The sequence below is a fragment of the Nonomuraea sp. NPDC049486 genome (assembly GCF_040676925.1).
GTDB classification, from domain to species: domain Bacteria; phylum Actinomycetota; class Actinomycetes; order Streptosporangiales; family Streptosporangiaceae; genus Nonomuraea; species Nonomuraea ferruginea.
Window position 1 is genome coordinate 211,226 of record NZ_JBFAPV010000012.1, and the last position, 15,703, is coordinate 226,928.

General features: G+C 73.1%; 16 protein-coding genes. 7 read left to right on the plus strand and 9 right to left on the minus strand.

Annotated elements, in window-relative coordinates:
• Positions 1 to 27 precede the first annotated feature (27 nt).
• Entirely contained in the window at positions 28 to 1,575 is a 1,548-nt protein-coding gene (locus tag AB0K05_RS31645; protein ID WP_219546846.1) for an RICIN domain-containing protein, read from the minus strand.
• 230 nt (positions 1,576 to 1,805) lie between these two features.
• On the opposite strand from AB0K05_RS31645, the gene AB0K05_RS31650 reads away from it, so the two are divergent.
• Positions 1,806 to 2,654 (plus strand): fumarylacetoacetate hydrolase family protein, encoded by an 849-nt coding sequence (locus tag AB0K05_RS31650; protein ID WP_364233960.1) that lies wholly within the window; start codon positions 1,806 to 1,808, stop codon positions 2,652 to 2,654.
• Here the strand turns inward: AB0K05_RS31650 and AB0K05_RS31655 are convergent.
• From AB0K05_RS31655 to AB0K05_RS31670, 4 genes are all read right to left on the minus strand, one after another.
• Positions 2,643 to 2,918, minus strand: a complete 276-nt coding sequence (locus AB0K05_RS31655; protein WP_271276856.1) for a hypothetical protein — start codon at positions 2,916 to 2,918, stop codon at positions 2,643 to 2,645. The genes AB0K05_RS31650 and AB0K05_RS31655 overlap by 12 nt on opposite strands.
• Before the next feature lie 18 nt (positions 2,919 to 2,936).
• Positions 2,937 to 3,944 carry a methyltransferase gene (locus tag AB0K05_RS31660; RefSeq protein ID WP_364233964.1) on the minus strand — a complete coding sequence of 336 codons (1,008 nt, stop codon included), beginning with the start codon at positions 3,942 to 3,944 and terminating at the stop codon, positions 2,937 to 2,939.
• A 267-nt stretch (positions 3,945 to 4,211) separates the two neighbouring features.
• Positions 4,212 to 5,399 (minus strand): HAMP domain-containing sensor histidine kinase, encoded by a 1,188-nt coding sequence (locus tag AB0K05_RS31665; RefSeq protein WP_364233967.1) that lies wholly within the window; start codon positions 5,397 to 5,399, stop codon positions 4,212 to 4,214.
• Positions 5,396 to 6,052: a response regulator transcription factor gene (locus tag AB0K05_RS31670; protein WP_148035911.1), complete on the minus strand. Its 657-nt coding sequence runs from the start codon at positions 6,050 to 6,052 to the stop codon at positions 5,396 to 5,398. The genes AB0K05_RS31665 and AB0K05_RS31670 overlap by 4 nt, the downstream gene beginning before the upstream one ends.
• A gap of 128 nt (positions 6,053 to 6,180) precedes the next feature.
• On the opposite strand from AB0K05_RS31670, the gene AB0K05_RS31675 reads away from it, so the two are divergent.
• Genes AB0K05_RS31675 through AB0K05_RS31690 form a run of 4 tightly spaced genes read left to right on the plus strand, consistent with a single transcriptional unit; the run spans position 6,181 to position 9,672 of the window.
• Positions 6,181 to 6,651, plus strand: a complete 471-nt coding sequence (locus tag AB0K05_RS31675) for a hypothetical protein (protein WP_364233969.1) — start codon at positions 6,181 to 6,183, stop codon at positions 6,649 to 6,651.
• A complete protein-coding gene (locus AB0K05_RS31680) occupies positions 6,651 to 7,751 on the plus strand; it encodes a peptidoglycan-binding protein (RefSeq protein ID WP_364233971.1) in 1,101 nt (366 codons plus the stop codon). Before AB0K05_RS31675 ends, AB0K05_RS31680 begins: the two co-directional genes overlap by 1 nt.
• The gene (locus tag AB0K05_RS31685; RefSeq protein ID WP_364233973.1) at positions 7,748 to 8,419 is read left to right on the plus strand and encodes an ABC transporter ATP-binding protein; all 672 of its coding nucleotides are present in this window, start codon (positions 7,748 to 7,750) and stop codon (positions 8,417 to 8,419) included. The genes AB0K05_RS31680 and AB0K05_RS31685 overlap by 4 nt, the downstream gene beginning before the upstream one ends.
• Complete coding sequence (locus AB0K05_RS31690) at positions 8,419 to 9,672, plus strand: ABC transporter permease (RefSeq protein WP_364233976.1); 1,254 nt, start codon at positions 8,419 to 8,421, stop codon at positions 9,670 to 9,672. The genes AB0K05_RS31685 and AB0K05_RS31690 overlap by 1 nt, the downstream gene beginning before the upstream one ends.
• A 56-nt stretch (positions 9,673 to 9,728) precedes the next feature.
• Here the strand turns inward: AB0K05_RS31690 and AB0K05_RS31695 are convergent, their stop codons facing one another.
• From AB0K05_RS31695 to AB0K05_RS31705, 3 genes are read right to left on the minus strand one after another with little or no spacing between them, the layout of a single operon-like run.
• Positions 9,729 to 10,940 carry a Dyp-type peroxidase gene (locus AB0K05_RS31695; RefSeq protein WP_271280076.1) on the minus strand — a complete coding sequence of 404 codons (1,212 nt, stop codon included), beginning with the start codon at positions 10,938 to 10,940 and terminating at the stop codon, positions 9,729 to 9,731.
• The gene (locus tag AB0K05_RS31700; RefSeq protein ID WP_271280075.1) at positions 10,940 to 11,458 is read right to left on the minus strand and encodes a copper chaperone PCu(A)C; all 519 of its coding nucleotides are present in this window, start codon (positions 11,456 to 11,458) and stop codon (positions 10,940 to 10,942) included. Before AB0K05_RS31700 ends, AB0K05_RS31695 begins: the two co-directional genes overlap by 1 nt.
• Before the next feature lie 59 nt (positions 11,459 to 11,517).
• Complete coding sequence (locus tag AB0K05_RS31705) at positions 11,518 to 12,069, minus strand: MFS transporter (protein WP_271280074.1); 552 nt, start codon at positions 12,067 to 12,069, stop codon at positions 11,518 to 11,520.
• 86 nt (positions 12,070 to 12,155) lie between these two features.
• Between AB0K05_RS31705 and AB0K05_RS31710 the strand changes: the two genes are divergently transcribed.
• A complete protein-coding gene (locus tag AB0K05_RS31710) occupies positions 12,156 to 12,839 on the plus strand; it encodes a hypothetical protein (protein ID WP_271280073.1) in 684 nt (227 codons plus the stop codon).
• 74 nt (positions 12,840 to 12,913) lie between these two features.
• Complete coding sequence (locus AB0K05_RS31715; RefSeq protein WP_148035902.1) at positions 12,914 to 13,435, plus strand: universal stress protein; 522 nt, start codon at positions 12,914 to 12,916, stop codon at positions 13,433 to 13,435.
• Between the two features lie 51 nt (positions 13,436 to 13,486).
• Here AB0K05_RS31715 and AB0K05_RS31720 read toward each other — a convergent pair whose 3' ends face one another.
• A complete protein-coding gene (locus AB0K05_RS31720; protein ID WP_271280072.1) occupies positions 13,487 to 15,688 on the minus strand; it encodes a heavy metal translocating P-type ATPase in 2,202 nt (733 codons plus the stop codon).
• Positions 15,689 to 15,703: the final 15 nt, after the last annotated feature.

Below are 15,703 nucleotides of genomic sequence, written 5' to 3' on the forward strand. Positions count from 1 at the left end.
GCCCGGCCGGATCACGGTCTGTTCCGGTCAGCAGCGGTTGATGCGGGAGTTCACCAGGTTGATGTTGCGGATGACGATGTTGGTGCCGCACGGGTTCTCGTTGATAGCCGAGTTCGTCAGCGTCAGGTTCTGCAGCGTGATGTCGGAGGTCACGGGGAACTCGCTGCGGGCCGCGATGCGGATGTCGGAGCCGTTCACGGTGCCGCTCTGGGCGGCGATCGTGACGTTGTAGCAGTTCTCGATGAGGATCGAGTTGCTGCCCGTCTGGGCGATGTCCACCCGGTCGATCACCGCGCCGCCGCTCTCCGACACGCAGAAGACGCCGCGGCCGCCGCCCCGGGCCTTGACGGTGCCGACGCGGATGTTGGTCGGGTACGAGCTGCCGATGCGGCCGTTGCGGTTGGCCATCCGGAAGGCCGCGTAACCGGTGCCGGTGCCCGCGCCCTCGGCGTCGACGGTGCCGATGCTGGCGTTGATCGTGTCGTTGAGCAGCAGGCCGGACTCGCCGGTGTTCCGCGCGGTGACGGTGCCGATCGTGATGCCGTCGACGCCGTACGTCTCGACGCCGTGACTGCCGCCGCCGGAGGCGTACACGCTGTCGATGCGGACGTTCCTGGTGCGGACGTTCCTGTTGGCGTGGTTGTCGATGCGCACGCCCAGCCCGGCCGAGCCGAGCCGCAGGTCGAGCTGGCCAAGGGTGATGTTGGTGCCGTTGCGGACGAACACCGCGAAGTACGGGTTGCCGGTCACGGCGAGCCGGGTGACCTCGACGTCGGTGACGTTCTGGGCGCGTACGGCGGCGTTGTTGGCGCTGATCGTGCCGGTCACGTTGATCGTGCCGCACACTTCGAGGACGGTGTAGCTGGGCAGGTCGAGCGACTGGTTGGCGTTCATGCTGCCGGAGCCGCGGACGACCACCTTCTGCTTGGACGTGCGGCCGGAGGTGAGGCTGCCGACGGCGCGGCGCATGGCCTCGATCATGCTGCTGCCGGTGTAGAGGGTGCTGCCGCCGTTCCTGGCCGTCCAGGTGCTGCCGCTGAGCACGGCCTCGGCGTTGAACGAGCCGCCGCCGCAGTCGGCGGAACCGCTGCCCATCTTGACGAGCTGCCACTGCTGGTTGGCGCCGTTGAGGTCGTCCCACTGGGAGATACGGGCGCCGTCGGCGGTGGACCACTCCCAGGCTTCGAGGGCTTTGCCGCTGTGGCGGTTGATCAGGCGGACGTGGCCGCCGTCGGAGTCGGCCAGCCGGAACTGCTGGTTCCAGCCGTTGGTGTCGGCCCATTGGACGATCTGGGCGCCGCCGTCGGCGTTCCATTCGTAGACGTCCAGCACTTTGCCGCTGTGGCGGGACTTGAGCCGGTAGTAGCCGTCGCCGGAGCTGACGAACTGCCACTGCTGCTGGTTGCCGTCGTTGCGGGCCCACTGCACGATCGGGGCGCCGTCGTTCGTGGCGAACTCGTACAGGTCGAGCGCCTTGCCGCTGTGCCGGTTCACGAGGACGTACCAGGCGTTCGTGTCGACCGTCGCCGCGCTCGCGGGCGGCGGTTGCGCGACGAGGGCGCCTGCCAGCGCCATGACCAGGGCGGCCAGGACGGTGAGCAGGCACCGCCAGGCTTGGGCAACGGATCTCACTGTCTGCTCCCATCAGAGAAGGAAAGCGCTTTCCCCCAGGACTAGATCAGCGAGGACGCACCGCTTCGTCAAGTGCCGCGAACCCGGCAGAACGCCTGCCTGCCGAAACCCGTTGAAACTTTCATCGGATGTCTTAGGCTGGTCCTCCCCGACATTCCGGCAGAAGGGCGCGCATGCACCTCGTCAGGTCCGCTCAATCGCCCCGCTGGGTGGTCCGCGCCGAGGACGGCGACCGGGCGCTGCCCGCCGGGTTCTCCCTCGGCGACGCGCTGTCCGCCGACCTCGCCCACTTCCGCGACCAGCTCGCCCGCGCCGCCGAGCCGGTCGACCCGGTCACGCCCGCCGCCCCGGTCGACGCCGGCACCGAGGTGTGGGCGGCCGGCGTCACCTACCGCCGCTCCCGCGAGGCCCGGGTGGAGGAGAGCACCGAACCCGACATCTACCAGCGGGTCTACGACGCCGAACGGCCCGAGCTGTTCTTCAAGTCGGTCGGCTGGCGGGTGCGCGGCCACGGCGAGACGATCGGCGTGCGCGAGGACTCCACCTGGGACGTGCCCGAGCCCGAGCTGGCCGTGGTGATCGCCGCGAGCGGCGAGATCGCCGGCTACACCGTCTGCGACGACGTCAGCAGCCGCTCCATCGAGGGCGACAACCCGCTCTACCTGCCCCAGGCCAAGATGTACGCGGGAGCGACGGCGCTCGGCCCCGGCATCCGCCCCGCCTGGGAGGTGCCCGACCCCTACGACCTGGCGATGGCGGTGACCATCACCCGCGAGGGCCGCGTCGTCTGGTCGGACGAGGCGAGCACGGCCCAGCTCCACCGCCGCGTCGACGAGCTGGCCGGCTACCTGTTCAAGGCCGAGCGCTTCCCCCGGGGCGTGGTGCTGTCGACCGGCACCTGCATGGTCCCCGGTCCGGACTTCACGCTGCTGCCCGGGGACCGGGTGGAGATCGTCATCGACGGCGTCGGCACGCTCGCCAACGACGTGCGCCCCGCCCTGGAGGTCGTCTCACCGGCCTGAGCCGGTCACGGGCCGGTGGTGCTCGGCGAGCAGCCGGCCGTTGTGGCGGACCCGGGCTCGCTCGTACGGGCAGAGCCGGCGGGTCACGAAGGACCGGGCGAGGGCGTCGGCGTCCTGGCGGCCGATGCCCCAGCCGATGGTGTGCCACCGGGTGTCGTCGCCTGTGGTGTCCAGGACGGTGATCTCGAAGAGCTGCGCGGGCGTGCACCTCGTGTGGTCATGTCCGGATGGCGCCTGGTTCATGGCCAGAACGTTCTCCGTCACCGAGAGGAGTAAACCGGCTCATCCGGGGACCGCCTCCACGACGTCGAAGACGCCGCCGCCGGTGACGCCGGCCAGCCGCAGGCCGGCCCGCTCGAACAGCTCCGCGTACTCGCCCGCCGTGCGCTGCCTGGCGCCCTTGGCGATGACCAGCATCTCCAGGTCGATCACGGTGGCGGCGGTCGGCTCGCGCGGCGGGTCAGGGATGACGGCCTCGCAGAGCAGCACGCGGCCGCCGTCGTTCATCGCCCGCCGGCAGCTCGCCAGGATCCGGACGGCGTCGTCGTCGCCCCAGTCGTGGACGACGTTGGACAGCAGGTAGGCGTCGCCGCCGGGCGGCACCGACGTGAAGAAGTCGCCGCCCACCAGCTCGCACCGGTCGGCCACGCCCGCCTCCACGAGCGGCCCGCCCGCTCCCTCGATGACGTGCGGCAGGTCGAAGAGCACGCCGCGCCCCGCCGGATGCGCCGACAGGATGGCCGCGAGCATCGCGCCGTGGCCTCCGCCCACGTCGACGACGGTCCCGTACCGGGTGAAGTCGTGGCCGCGCACCGCCGGCCACACGAACGCGGCGGACACCGACGTCATCGCGTCGTTCAGCACCTCGCCGTGCTCGGGATGGTCGCGGAAGTGGTCGAAGGCCGGGCCGAAGACGCGCTCGAACGCCGACTCGCCGGTCCGCACGCTGTCGGCGAAACCCGACCAGGCCCGCCGGTGCCACGACGAGCCGAGCATCACGGCGAACCCGCGCTGCGACTCCGGGTGGTCCCGCCGCAGCCGTTCGCCCGTCTCGGTCAGTTCGAACACGCGGCCGTCGAGCTCGCGCAGCACGCCCAGGTCGGCGAGCGCCCGCAGCAGCCGGTAGAGCGCGCCTGGGTGGGCGCCCACGGCCCGCGCCAGCTGATCGGCGTCGCGCGCGCCACCGGCCAGCGCGTCGGCCACCCCGAGCTCGGCCGCGGCGCAGACCGCCGACGCCACCCAGGCGCCGTCGATGTAACCCAGCAGCCGCTGGGCCGGGTCGGGTGGCATGGAACCCTCCTGCTGGATCGGTTGCCGCGCCGTCATTGTCCATCGGCTCGCCGGGGTTCGCCGTACGCGCGAGGACGCGTGTCGTGACGTACGGCCGGGGCGAGTGAGCAGAAACCGGGCAGAAAGTGGTCTGGTGAACGGCGGGCCGTGACCGCCATCGTGTCCGGTACCCGCACCCTCACGCGGGACGGCCGTCCGGGGGTGGACGGCCGGGTGCGGCGGGGTCCGCCGGGCGCGGGGACTCGCTCGACGGACCCGCCGCGCCGGTCACGGCACGGCGCGGGGGAGCGTGGCCGTCATCACCAGGCCGCCGCCCTCCCGGGGATGGGCCGTCACGTCGCCGCCGTGGGCGCGGGCCACCGACCGGACGATCGACAGGCCCAGGCCCGCGCTCTTGCCCGTGACGGTGCGCTCGCCGTTGAGCCGGCGGAACGGCTTGAACAGCTCCGGCACGTCGTACGGCGGCACGACGGGGCCCGTGTTGGTGACCGTCACCGTGACCCGCCCGCCGGTGGCCGTCCGGCTGGCGATCCGGACCCAGCCGGTGCCGTCGCGCAGGTTGTGCCGGACGCCGTTCTCCACCAGGTTCGTCACCAGCCGTTCGAGCAGCAGCGCGTCACCGGTCGTGGGCGCGGGGAACGCTTCCTCGTACACCGTGACCTTCTCCTGCGCCGCCTCGGGGGCGGTCTGGGCGACCACGTGCGCCACGACGTCGGCGAGGTCGACCGGCGACCGGTCGGTCACCTCGTGCTCGGCCCGCGCGAGCAGCAGCAGCCCGGAGATGAGCCGCTCGTGCCTGACGTTGATCTCCAGCAGGCTCTCCCCGAGCCGCTTGACGTCGGCGGAGGCGGAGCGGCGGTGCATGGCCAGCTCGACCAGGGCGCGGTTGAGCGTCAGCGGGGTGCGCAGCTCGTGCGAGGCGTTGGCGACGAACCTGCGCTGCCCGTCGAAGGACCGGTCGAGCCGCGCCACCATGGCGTCGAAGGTGTCGGCCAGCTCCTTGACCTCGTCGATCGGCCCGTCCAGGTCGATCCGCTCGCGCAGGCTGCGGTCGGCGTCGGGGGCGGCGGCGATGCGGCGCGCGGTCGCGGTCACCTTGTGCAGCGGGGCCAGCACCCGCCCGGCCACCACCCAGCCCAGCGCCGTCGCCAGGCAGGCGACCACGACCACCGCGATCACCCCCTGGGCCAGCAAGGACGTGGTCGCGGCGGCGCGCAGGTCGGCCTCCTGCTCGGCCAGCAGCCGCTGCGACGCCTCGGGGCTGAGCATCACCCCGTCCTTCATGACGGAGATGAACCTGTGCCGGTTCCCGCCGGGGTCGCCGTACTTCTCCTCGAAGATCCGTACCAGCTCCTGGTTGAACAGCAGGTACGTGACGCCGACGAGCACCACGCCGGCCAGCATGAACAGCGCGCCGTACACGACCGTGAGCCGCAGGCGCAGCGACAGCCTCATGGGATGCGGTAGCCCGCGCCGGTCACGGTCAGCACCACCGGCGGGTCGCCCAGCTTGCGCCGCAGCTTGAGCACGGTCAGCCGAACCACGCCGGTGAACGGGTCCGCGTTCTCGTCCCACGCCTTCTCCAGGAGCTGCTCGGAGGAGATCACGGCGCCGCCGGCCCGCAGCAGCTCGGCGAGTACGGCGAACTCCTTGTTCGACAGCGGCACGTACCGCCCGTTCCGGTACACCTCGCGCCGGGCCGGGTCGAGCGTGATCCCGGCGCGGCGCAGCACCGGCGGCAGGGCCGGCCGGGCGCGCCGGCCGAGCGCCTGCACCCGGGCCGACAGCTCGGCGAAGGCGAACGGCTTGGCCAGGTAGTCGTCGGCGCCCAGCGACAGCCCCGTCACCCGGTCGTCGATCTCCCCCGCCGCGGTGAGCATCAGCACCCGCGCCGTCGAATCCGACTCCACGAGGTGCCTGCACACGTCGTCGCCGTGCACGAGCGGCAGGTCCCGGTCCAGGATGACCACGTCGTAGTCGTTGACCGCGATCCGCTCCAGCGCCGACTCGCCGTCGCCGGCGGTGTCCACGGCGTGCGTCTCGTCGCGCAGCCACTCGGCTATCGCGTCGGCCAGGATGCGCTCGTCCTCCACTACCAGCACTCGCATGCCGGGAATCGTGGCGGATCGACTGTTTACTCCCCGTTAGCGCTCGTGGAAACCGCCGGGAAACCGGCTCGTCGGTTCCATCTCCTCTCAGGCGGCCGGAACGGTTCCGGCCCGACGAGGAGAACGTGATGCGAGTACGGATGCTCGGCGTGACCGCGGCGCTCGCGCTGGCGCTGACCGGATGCGGCGCGGAGGCCCCCGGCGTGGCCTCCGCGGGAGGCGATCCCACCGCGAGCGCCGCGCCGAGTCTGGACCGCGAGGAGCGGGGCCTGAAGTGGGCGCAGTGCATGCGCGAGAACGGCGTCGACGTCCCCGACCCCAAGCCGGGCGAGGGCATACGGATGACGATGGGCCCCGGCACCCAGGAGAAGATGGAGCAGGCCCGCGAGGCGTGCAAGGAGTGGCAGCCCCCCGGCGGCGGGCGTGCCGACGGTGAGAGCAACGACGACCTGCTCAAGATCGCTGCCTGCATGCGTGAGAACGGCGTGGAGAACTTCCCCGACCCCGAGGGCGGCAGGGTCCGCATCACCAAGGACGTCGGCGACGACCCCGACTTCGAGGCCGCGCAGAAGAAGTGCCAGATGGACCGGCCCAAGTGATGGGCACGACCACGATCGACGGGGAAGCGCTGGAGACGGCCCCGCGACGCCGCCGCGGCCGTCGGGCGGCCTGGCTGACCACCGCGACCGTGCTGGCCGGCGCGGTGGCCGCCGCCGGTCTCGGCCTGCTCGACAGGGCCCCGGCCGGGCGGCCCGCCGCCGCGCTGCCGCCGGCCACCGCGACGATCGCCGAGGAGACCCTGCGGGACACACGGGAGGCCGACGGCGAGCTGGGCTTCGGCCCGGCCGCCTCGGTGACCAACCGCATGCGCGGCACCGTCACCTGGCTGCCCGGCGGCGACGACGTGATCACCCGCGGCGAGCCGCTCTACAAGGTGGACGACGATCCGGTGGTGCTCATGTACGGGAGCACGCCCGCGTACCGGGACCTGGCGGTGGGCGCCGAGGGCCGTGACGTGGCGAGCCTGGAACGCAACCTGAGCAAGCTCGGCTACGACGGCTTCACCGTCGACGACACGTACACCTGGGCCACGGCGCGGGCGGTCATGGCCTGGCAGGAGGACCGCGGCCTGCCGGAGACCGGCGTGGTCGAGCTGGGCCGGGTGGTGTTCGCCGACGGCAGGGTCAGGGTGGACACCGTGGACGCCGAGGCCGGCCGGCCCGCCGCGCCCGGCCAGAAGGTGCTCGGCTACACCGGCACCGCCAAGGTCGTCACCGTCCAGCTCGACTCCGAGGACCGGCGGCTGGCGAAGGAGAGCGCCAAGGTGACGGTCACGCTGCCCGGCGGTCAGGAGGTCAGGGGCAAGATCACCGAGGTCGCCACCGTGATCGTCCCGGGGCAGGGGAACGAGGAGCCCCAGACCAAGGTCGAGGCGCTCGTCTCGCTCACCGGCGAGAAGGCCGCGGACCTCGACCAGGCGGCGGTCGACGTGAGGTTCACCGCCGAGGAGCGCGAGAACGTGCTCACCGTCCCGGTCGCCGCCCTGGTGGCGCTGCGCGAGGGCGGGTTCGGCGTGGAGGTCGTCGAAGGCGGCGCCACCCGTTACGTCCCGGTCGAGACCGGCCTGTTCTCCGGCGGCCGGGTGGAGATCACCGGCGACGGGCTCACCGAGGGCATGACGGTGGGGATGGCGAAATGATCGAGCTTTCCCGCGTGAGCAAGGTCTACCCCGGCGGCGTCACCGCGCTGGACGACGTGTCGCTGGAGATCCGGCGCGGCGAGATGGTCGCCATCGCGGGCCCGTCCGGGTCCGGCAAGTCGACCATGCTCAACACCATCGGCACGCTCGACCGGCCCACGTCGGGCACGGTCCGCGTCGACGGATACGACGTCGCGACGCTGTCGGACAACCGGCTGTCGGCGCTGCGGGGGACCGGGATCGGGTTCGTGTTCCAGCAGTTCCACCTGGCCGCGAACGTGCCGGCGCTGGATAACGTGGCCGACGGCCTGCTCTACAGCGGCCTGCCGCGGGCCGAGCGGCGCCGCCGCGCGCGGGCCGCGCTGGAGCGGGTGGGGCTCGCCCACCGCATGGACCACGAGCCGCACGAGCTGTCCGGCGGCGAGCGGCAGCGGGTGGCCATCGCCAGGGCGGTGGCCGGCGATCCGCCGCTGCTGCTGGCCGACGAGCCGACCGGCGCGCTCGACTCGGCGTCCGGGGCGGGGGTGATGGAGCTGCTGCGCGAGCTGCACGCGTCCGGTACGACGGTGCTGATCATCACGCACGACCCGGAGATCGCCGGCAGGCTGCCCCGCCAGGTCCGGATGCGCGACGGCCGGATCGTCGCCGACCACGCCGGGGCGGCCTGATGGCCGGCCGGGAAGAGGTGACACCGCGCCGGGCCCCGGCCCCGCCCCAAGCCGGCCGTGACCTCACCCCGCCCCGGTTGCGGCCGCGCGACGTGCTCAGGGTCGGCGCGGTCGGGCTGCGCACCCGCCCGCTGCGGGCGTTCCTGTCGGCGCTGGGCATCGCCATCGGCATCGCGGCGATGATCGGCGTGGTCGGCATCTCCTCCTCGTCCGGCGCCGAGCTGGACCGCCAGCTTTCCGCGCTGGGCACGAACCTGCTCACGGTCTCGTCCGGGCAGACCCTCAGCGGCGAGGAGGCCAAGATGCCGGTGGAGGCCGAGGCGATGATCGAGCGCATCGGCCCTGTGCTGTCGGTGTCGTCGGTCGGGCAGGTCCAGGACGCCAAGGTGTACCGGTCGGAGGAGATCCCCGAGGCGCGGACCGGCGGCATCTCCGCCTACGCGGCCCGGCTCGACCTGCTCGACTCCGTGGGCGCGACGCTGCGCGCCGGCACCTGGCTCAACGCGGCCACGCACGCCTACCCGGCCGTGGTGCTCGGCTCGGCCACGGCCGAACGGCTCGGCGTCGGCGCGGTCGGGCCCGACACGCAGGTGCTGGTCGGCGGCCGGCGGTTCACCGTCGTCGGCGTCCTGGAGCCGGTGGCGCTCGCCGTGGAGCTGGACACCGCGGCGCTGGTCGGCTGGCCGGTCGCGGAGGAGCGGCTGGGCTTCGACGGCCACCCCACCGTGCTCTACACGCGGGTGGACGAGCGGCACATGGACGCGGTACGGGACGTGCTGGCCGGAACCGGCAACCCGGAGGCGCCCAACGAGGTCGACGTCTCCCGCCCGTCGGACGCGCTGGCCGCCAAGCAGGCCACCGACCAGGCGTTCACCGGCCTGCTGCTGGGCGTCGGCGCGGTGGCGCTGATCGTCGGCGGGGTGGGGGTCGCCAACACCATGGTCATCTCGGTGCTGGAGCGGCGGGCCGAGATCGGCCTGCGCCGCTCGCTGGGCGCCACCCGTGGCCAGATCCGCACCCAGTTCCTGGCCGAGTCGCTGCTGCTGTCGGCGATCGGCGGGGTGGGCGGCGTGTGCGTCGGCGCCGCCGTCACCGTCGGCTACGCCGCCTACGAGGAGTGGCCGTCCGTGATCCCCGCCGAGGCGACGGCGGGCGGCCTGGCCGCGACGCTGGTCATCGGCGCGGTCGCCGGGCTCTACCCGGCGATCCGCGCCGCCCGCCTCTCCCCGACGGAAGCCCTGGCCAGTCCCTGACCGACCGGGCCCGGGCGGTTCCTGACCGACCGGGCCCGGCGCCTACGGACGCGCCGTCAAGGCCCGTCCGCGAGCAGCGTCTCCCCGATCCAGCCGTCCGGGGCGCACCCGGGCGGGATCGCGAACACCGCCGAGCCGATCGCGGTGATCCACTCGTTGAGCAGGTCGCCTTCGGCCAGCCGCCGCTGCACCGGGACGAACTGCTTGTCCACGTCCGCCTGGTAGGCGGCGAACAGCAGCCCGGAGTCGGGGGTGCCGTCCTCGGCCAGCCCGTCGTCGTAGTTGTACGGCCGCCGCAGCATGCGGGCGCCGGGATCGTCCACCCGGGCCCGCCTGATGTGCGCGTACTCGGAGATGACGGGGAAGCCGAGCCGGTTCAGCCTGCCGAAGTCGGGCTCGTCGTGCTCGGCCCGGCCGGTGAGCGGCGCGCCGTCGGCGAGGCGGCGGCCGATCGTGAACTCCCTGCCGGTCCTGTCCAGCTCGTCCCAGGTCTCCAGGTCCATGCGGATCCGGCGCAGCACCAGCGTGGTGCCGCCGCGCAGCGGGCCCTGGCCGAGCCAGACCGCCCGGTCCAGGTCGGCCGGGTTGACGGTGCCGTCGAGCTGGCCCATCAGGTTGCGCTGGGTGGCGCCGGCGGGCTGGACGTGCGCGCCGCGCCGGAAGCCGCGCTGCGTCCAGCGCACCCGCGCGAACGCCCGCGCGTCCTTGACCACCATCCGCAGCGCGTGCGCGACGGTCAGCGGGTCGTCGGCGCAGATCTGCACCAGCAGGTCACCGCCGGACCAGCGGTCCTCCAGCTTGTCCGTCTCGAACTCCGGCAGCTGCCGGACCGGCGATTCCACCCCGGCCGCCTCGAACAGGCCGGGGCCGAACCCGAACGTGACCGTCAGCCTGGCGGGGGAGACGGCCAGCTCGGGCTCGGTGTCGGCGAGCGCGCCCCGGCCCAGGGTGAGCCGGCGCGCGTCGTCGGTCAGCAACCGCATGAGCCGGGCGATCGGCTCCCGTCCGGTGCCGCGCTTGAGGTCGAACGCCACGAACACGGCGTGCGCCTGCGGGGACGTGGCGATCCCGGCCTGGTGGACGCCGTGGAACGGTTCCGTGGCCGTACCGGACGGGACCTCCGTGGCAGCGCCGCTCGGCGAGGCGCCGGCGGCCGTGCCTGCCATCGTGCCGGCCATCGTGACGGCCACCGTGCCCGCCGCCGTGCCCACGGCCGTCGCCGCCCCGGCGGCGAACAGCCCGCGCCGGGTGATCCTCTGCTCGGCCATCAGTGGTCCGTGCCCGGCTGGTAGTCCTCCTTCGCGCCCGCGAAGTCCTTGCCGACGGCGGTGAACTCCAGCGGGGGACCTTCCTGCAGCGTCAGCGTGATCGGGATCTCCGCGCCGGGCTTCACCTCCTCCTTGACGCCCATCAGCATGATGTGGTCGCCGCCGGGCTTGAGCTCGTGGCTGCCGCGTGCCGGGACGACGAACCCGCCCTCCTTCGGCCGCATGATCATCTTTTTGTCGGACTCGACCACCTCGTGCAGCTCGATCTCCGGCGAGAGCGGCGAGGCGCCCGCGACGACGGTGATGGGGCTGTCGGTGTGGTTGACGAGGGTGCCGAACGCGGCGGTCATCCCCTCCTTCACCGCCTTCACCCAGGGGTCGGTGATGGTGAGCGCCTGGGCCGGGGCGGCGGCCTCGACGCTGGTGGTGGGCGCGGGCCCGGCGGCCGGGGTGGCGGCGCCGCAGCCGGCGATGAGCACGGCCGTGGCGGTGACGAGCAGGGCGGAACGGGTGTTCATGGACATGCCTTCCTGCGCCCGCGGCGGAAGTCGCCGGGGCGTCGGTCATCGGAAAAAGGTCAGCGGATTCCGATGACCGCGGGCGGCCCGCGCCCGCTGACGGCATGCCGGAGGATCGCCGAGCGCAGCACCGGCGGCTCGGCGTGGGGCAGCTCGACGAACGGCGTCGCCGGCACCGGCAGCAGCACGGTGACGAGCCGTGCGGCCAGGCGGCGCAGCAGCCCCCACAGCGCGGCCTCCCCGCGCGCCAGCCAGAGCGCGGTCAGCCCGACCGCCCACCCGTGGGCGACGAACATCCCGAGGTCGGGGGCCAGCCCGGCCGAGGCGTGCGCGGCGTGCGCGGCCCCGGCGGCGGGGGAGACGGCGTGGGAGAGCGAGAACATCACGTGCAGGACGAGCTGCAGACCGCCCAGCAGCGCCAGGATCGCCCGCGGGCCCCGCTCCCGCCCGGCCAGCGGGTACGCACCCCCGGCGGCCACGAAGAACCCGGCCACCATGGCCGGCCCCGGCACGCTCCCGCCCGCCAGGGAGTGGGCCACCATGCCGAGGCTGAGACACACCACGGCGAACACCGCGGTGCGGGCGAGGCGGAACGGAAGGCTGGACGGCACGATGCCGACATGATTTCACGCCACCCCCTCGGTCCTTCTCCCGACACAGCCCAAGATTTCCGGCGAGACCGGCATAATGGCGCGGGATGCTGACGCCCACGGACCCGCACGCGTACGCGGCGGCGATCGCCCCGGTCATCGACGCGGTCCACGTCAACCTGCACGCCGCCACACGCAGACCCGACGCCCTGGGACTGCTGAACGACCTGCGGTTCACGCTCCCGCTGCGCACCCTCACCAGACGCGACCTGGCCGCCGTCCACCGGTACGGGGACGACCGGGAGGAGAGCATCCGGGAGCACGTCCGGCGCGGCGAACTGGCCGACGACGACGGCACGCTGCGGCTGACGGAGCGGGGCCTGGGCCTCGTGCACGGGCTGTACGAGACGCACGCGGCCGTGGCCGGCCGGATCTGGCGGGACCATGACGTCGAGACCCTCGCCGCGCTGGCGGGACGGGTGCTCGGCAAGGCCATGGCGGAGCCGGGTGACGCGCTCGCGGTGATGGCTCCCCCGTACGAACCCGAGGGGGCACCGGCGGGGCTGCTGCTGTTCAACCGGCTGGCGGCGCTACGCTACGCCCGCGCCGACGCGCACGCGGCGGCCTGGCAGGCGGCGGGACTGACCGCGGCCGAGGTCGTCGCACTGGAGCCCGGCCCGCTGCGCGAACGCATCGAGGCGGGCACCAACCGCCGCGCGGCGGTGCCGTACGAAGCCTTTTCCGAGCCGGAACGCGAAACCCTCTATACCGGCTTGCTCGCACTGGTGTGAGAGGTCCGAAACTCACACCTCCCGGTAACTAGCCGAAAGGCGCACTATGGTACGTACCTCGGTAAGGGAGGGGCGTGGTGGATCAGGACCTGCCCGGCGGCGTGCGGCTCATCGTGGGCGTCGACGAGACTCCGGCCGCGCGCTGGGCGCTCGCCTGGGCGATCGGGACCGCGCGGCTGCGCCGCATGGCTCTCGTCGCCGTACATGTCAGCCGGGCTCCGGTGCACCCGTTCCCGGAGGCGCTGCCCGTGCAGCACGCCATCAGATCGGGTGAGGAGGCACGCTGCGGCGAGGTGATCGCCGGCGTGTTCGAGGACGTGGCGGGAGGCCTGCCGGAGGACCTCCACACGGTCATGGTGTCCAGGGTCGGCGATCCCGGCTACCACCTCGTCGACCTGGCCCGCGAGGGCGACCTGCTGGTGCTCGGGCGCAGCCGCCGCGGCCTGCTCAGCCGCATGTTCCTGCCCTCGACCAGCATGTACTGCGCGCGTCACGCCAAGACGACGGTGGTGATCGTGCAGCAGCCCACCCCGCCCGACGAACCCGAGATGTCAGAAGACCGCTCCCGCCGGTTCTGGAGCCGCAGGCACGATTGACGCGCGAAGCCCGCCGCGGGCCCGGCACTGCCGGGCCGGCGACGGACGGTCTCACCTGAAAGCGCGCAGCCGCAGGCTGTTGCTCACCACGAACACGCTGGAGAACGCCATCGCGGCCCCCGCGATCATCGGGTTGAGCAGCCCCATCGCGGCCAGGGGCAGCGCGGCCACGTTGTAGGCGAACGCCCAGAACAGGTTGCCCTTGATGGTGGCGAGCGTCCTGCGCGACAGGCGCAGGGCGTCGGCCGTCACCCGCAGGTCGCCGCGGACCAGCGTCAGGTCGGACGCCTCGATGGCCGCGTCGGTGCCGGTGCCCATGGCCAGCCCGAGGTCGGCCTGGGCGAGCGCGGCCGCGTCGTTGACGCCGTCGCCCACCATCGCCACGACCTTGCCCTCGCCCTGCAGGCGCTTGACCACCTCGACCTTGTCCGCGGGCAGCACCTCGGCGATCACCTCGTCGATGCCCACCTCGGCCGCCACCGCGCGGGCGACCTTCTCGTTGTCGCCGGTCAGCAGCACCGGGGTGAGGCCGAGCCGCTTCAGCTCCGCGACCGCCTCCGCGCTGGTGGGCTTCACCACGTCGGACACCACCAGCACGGCACGGGCCCGGCCGTCCCAGCCGACCGCGACCGCGGTGCGGCCCGCGGCCTGCGCCTGCTCCAGAGCCTCCACGAGCTCGGGGGTGAGGTGCTGCGACCACTCCTCCAGCAGCCTGGGCCGGCCGACCAGCACCGCGTGCCCGTCGACCACGCCCTGCACGCCGAGCCCTTCGACGTTCGCGAAGTCCTCGACCGTGGCGTCCGACCGGGCGGCCCTGGCCACGGCCTGGGCGATCGGGTGCTCGGATGCGTGCTCCAGCGCGCCGGCCAGGCGCAGCACCTCGGCCTCGTCCTCGCCCTCGGCGACGTGGACCTCGGTGAGCGTCATCCGGCCCTCGGTGACCGTGCCGGTCTTGTCGAGCACGATCGTGTCCGCCTTGCGGGTGGACTCCAGCACCTCCGGGCCCTTGATCAGGATGCCGAGCTGCGCGCCCCTGCCGGTGCCGACCAGCAGCGCCGTCGGCGTCGCCAGCCCCAGCGCGCACGGGCAGGCGATGATCAGCACCGCCACCGCCGCGGTGAACGCCGCGCCCGCGCCGTTGCCCGTACCGAGCCAGAACCCGAGCGTGCCCACGGCGAGCGCGATCACGATCGGTACGAACACGCCCGAGATGCGGTCGGCGAGCCGCTGCACCTCGGCCTTGCCCGTCTGGGCCTCCTCCACCAGCCTGGCCATCTGCGCCAGCTGGGTGTCGGCCCCGACCCGGGTGGCGCGGACGACGAGCCGGCCGCCCGCGTTCACCGTCGCGCCCGTCACCGCGTCGCCCGGCCGCACCTCGACCGGCACGGACTCGCCGGTCAGCATCGAGGCGTCGACGGCGGACGTGCCTTCCTCGATCACGCCGTCGGTCGCGATCTTCTCGCCCGGCCGGACCACGAACAGGTCACCCGCCGTGAGCTGGTCGGCCGGGACGCGGCGGCCGTCGGCCAGCTCCACGTCCTTGGCGCCCAGCTCCATCAGCGCCCGCAGCGCGGCCCCGGCCTTCCGCTTGGACCGCGACTCGAAGTAGCGCCCGGCCAGGATGAACGCCGTCACCCCGGCCGCCGCCTCCAGGTAGATGTTGCCGGCGCCGTCGGTGCGCTGGATCGTCAGCTCGAACGGGTGGACCATGCCGGGTATCCCGGCCGTGCCGAAGAACAGCGCCCACAGCGACCAGCCGAAGGCCGCGAGCGTGCCCATCGAGACCAGCGTGTCCATGGTGGCGGTGCCGTGACGCAGGTTCGTCCAGGCCGCCTTGTGGAACGGCCAGCCCGCGTACACCACGACCGGCCCGGCCAGCGCCAGCGACAGCCACTGCCAGTAGCGGAACTGCAGCGCCGGGATCATGGCCATGGCCACCACCGGGACGCTCAGCACCACCGCGACGATCAGCCGGTCGCGCAGGCTGTTGTCCGGCTTCTCCGCTTCTTCCTTGGGCCGCTCGTGGGGCAGCTCGGCCGTGTAGCCGGCCTTCTCCACCTCCTGGACCAGCGCCAGCGGGTCCAGGTCCGCGGGGAAGGTGACCTTGGCCTTCTCGGTCGCGTAGTTGACCGTCGCCGTGACGCCGTCGAGCTTGTTGAGCTTGCGCTCGATCCGGTTGGCGCAGGAAGCACACGTCATGCCGCCGATCGAGAGCTCGACCGCGCCCCCGCGGCCGTCGGTGAGTGATGTCATCACCCTTCTCCTCCC

Excerpts from the sequence above, each read along its gene's own strand:
- AB0K05_RS31660 (WP_364233964.1), bottom strand. The coding sequence starts at position 3,944 with ATGCCACCCGACCCGGCCCAGCGGCTGCTGGGTTACATCGACGGCGCC.
- AB0K05_RS31650 (WP_364233960.1), top strand. The coding sequence starts at position 1,806 with ATGCACCTCGTCAGGTCCGCTCAATCGCCCCGCTGGGTGGTCCGCGCC.
- AB0K05_RS31685 (WP_364233973.1), top strand. The coding sequence starts at position 7,748 with ATGATCGAGCTTTCCCGCGTGAGCAAGGTCTACCCCGGCGGCGTCACC.
- AB0K05_RS31675 (WP_364233969.1), top strand. The coding sequence starts at position 6,181 with ATGCGAGTACGGATGCTCGGCGTGACCGCGGCGCTCGCGCTGGCGCTG.
- AB0K05_RS31710 (WP_271280073.1), top strand. The coding sequence starts at position 12,156 with ATGCTGACGCCCACGGACCCGCACGCGTACGCGGCGGCGATCGCCCCG.
- AB0K05_RS31690 (WP_364233976.1), top strand. The coding sequence starts at position 8,419 with ATGGCCGGCCGGGAAGAGGTGACACCGCGCCGGGCCCCGGCCCCGCCC.
- AB0K05_RS31680 (WP_364233971.1), top strand. The coding sequence starts at position 6,651 with ATGGGCACGACCACGATCGACGGGGAAGCGCTGGAGACGGCCCCGCGA.
- AB0K05_RS31695 (WP_271280076.1), bottom strand. The coding sequence starts at position 10,940 with ATGGCCGAGCAGAGGATCACCCGGCGCGGGCTGTTCGCCGCCGGGGCG.
- AB0K05_RS31665 (WP_364233967.1), bottom strand. The coding sequence starts at position 5,399 with ATGAGGCTGTCGCTGCGCCTGCGGCTCACGGTCGTGTACGGCGCGCTG.
- AB0K05_RS31720 (WP_271280072.1), bottom strand. The coding sequence starts at position 15,688 with ATGACATCACTCACCGACGGCCGCGGGGGCGCGGTCGAGCTCTCGATC.
- AB0K05_RS31700 (WP_271280075.1), bottom strand. The coding sequence starts at position 11,458 with ATGAACACCCGTTCCGCCCTGCTCGTCACCGCCACGGCCGTGCTCATC.
- AB0K05_RS31645 (WP_219546846.1), bottom strand. The coding sequence starts at position 1,575 with ATGGCGCTGGCAGGCGCCCTCGTCGCGCAACCGCCGCCCGCGAGCGCG.
- AB0K05_RS31670 (WP_148035911.1), bottom strand. The coding sequence starts at position 6,052 with ATGCGAGTGCTGGTAGTGGAGGACGAGCGCATCCTGGCCGACGCGATA.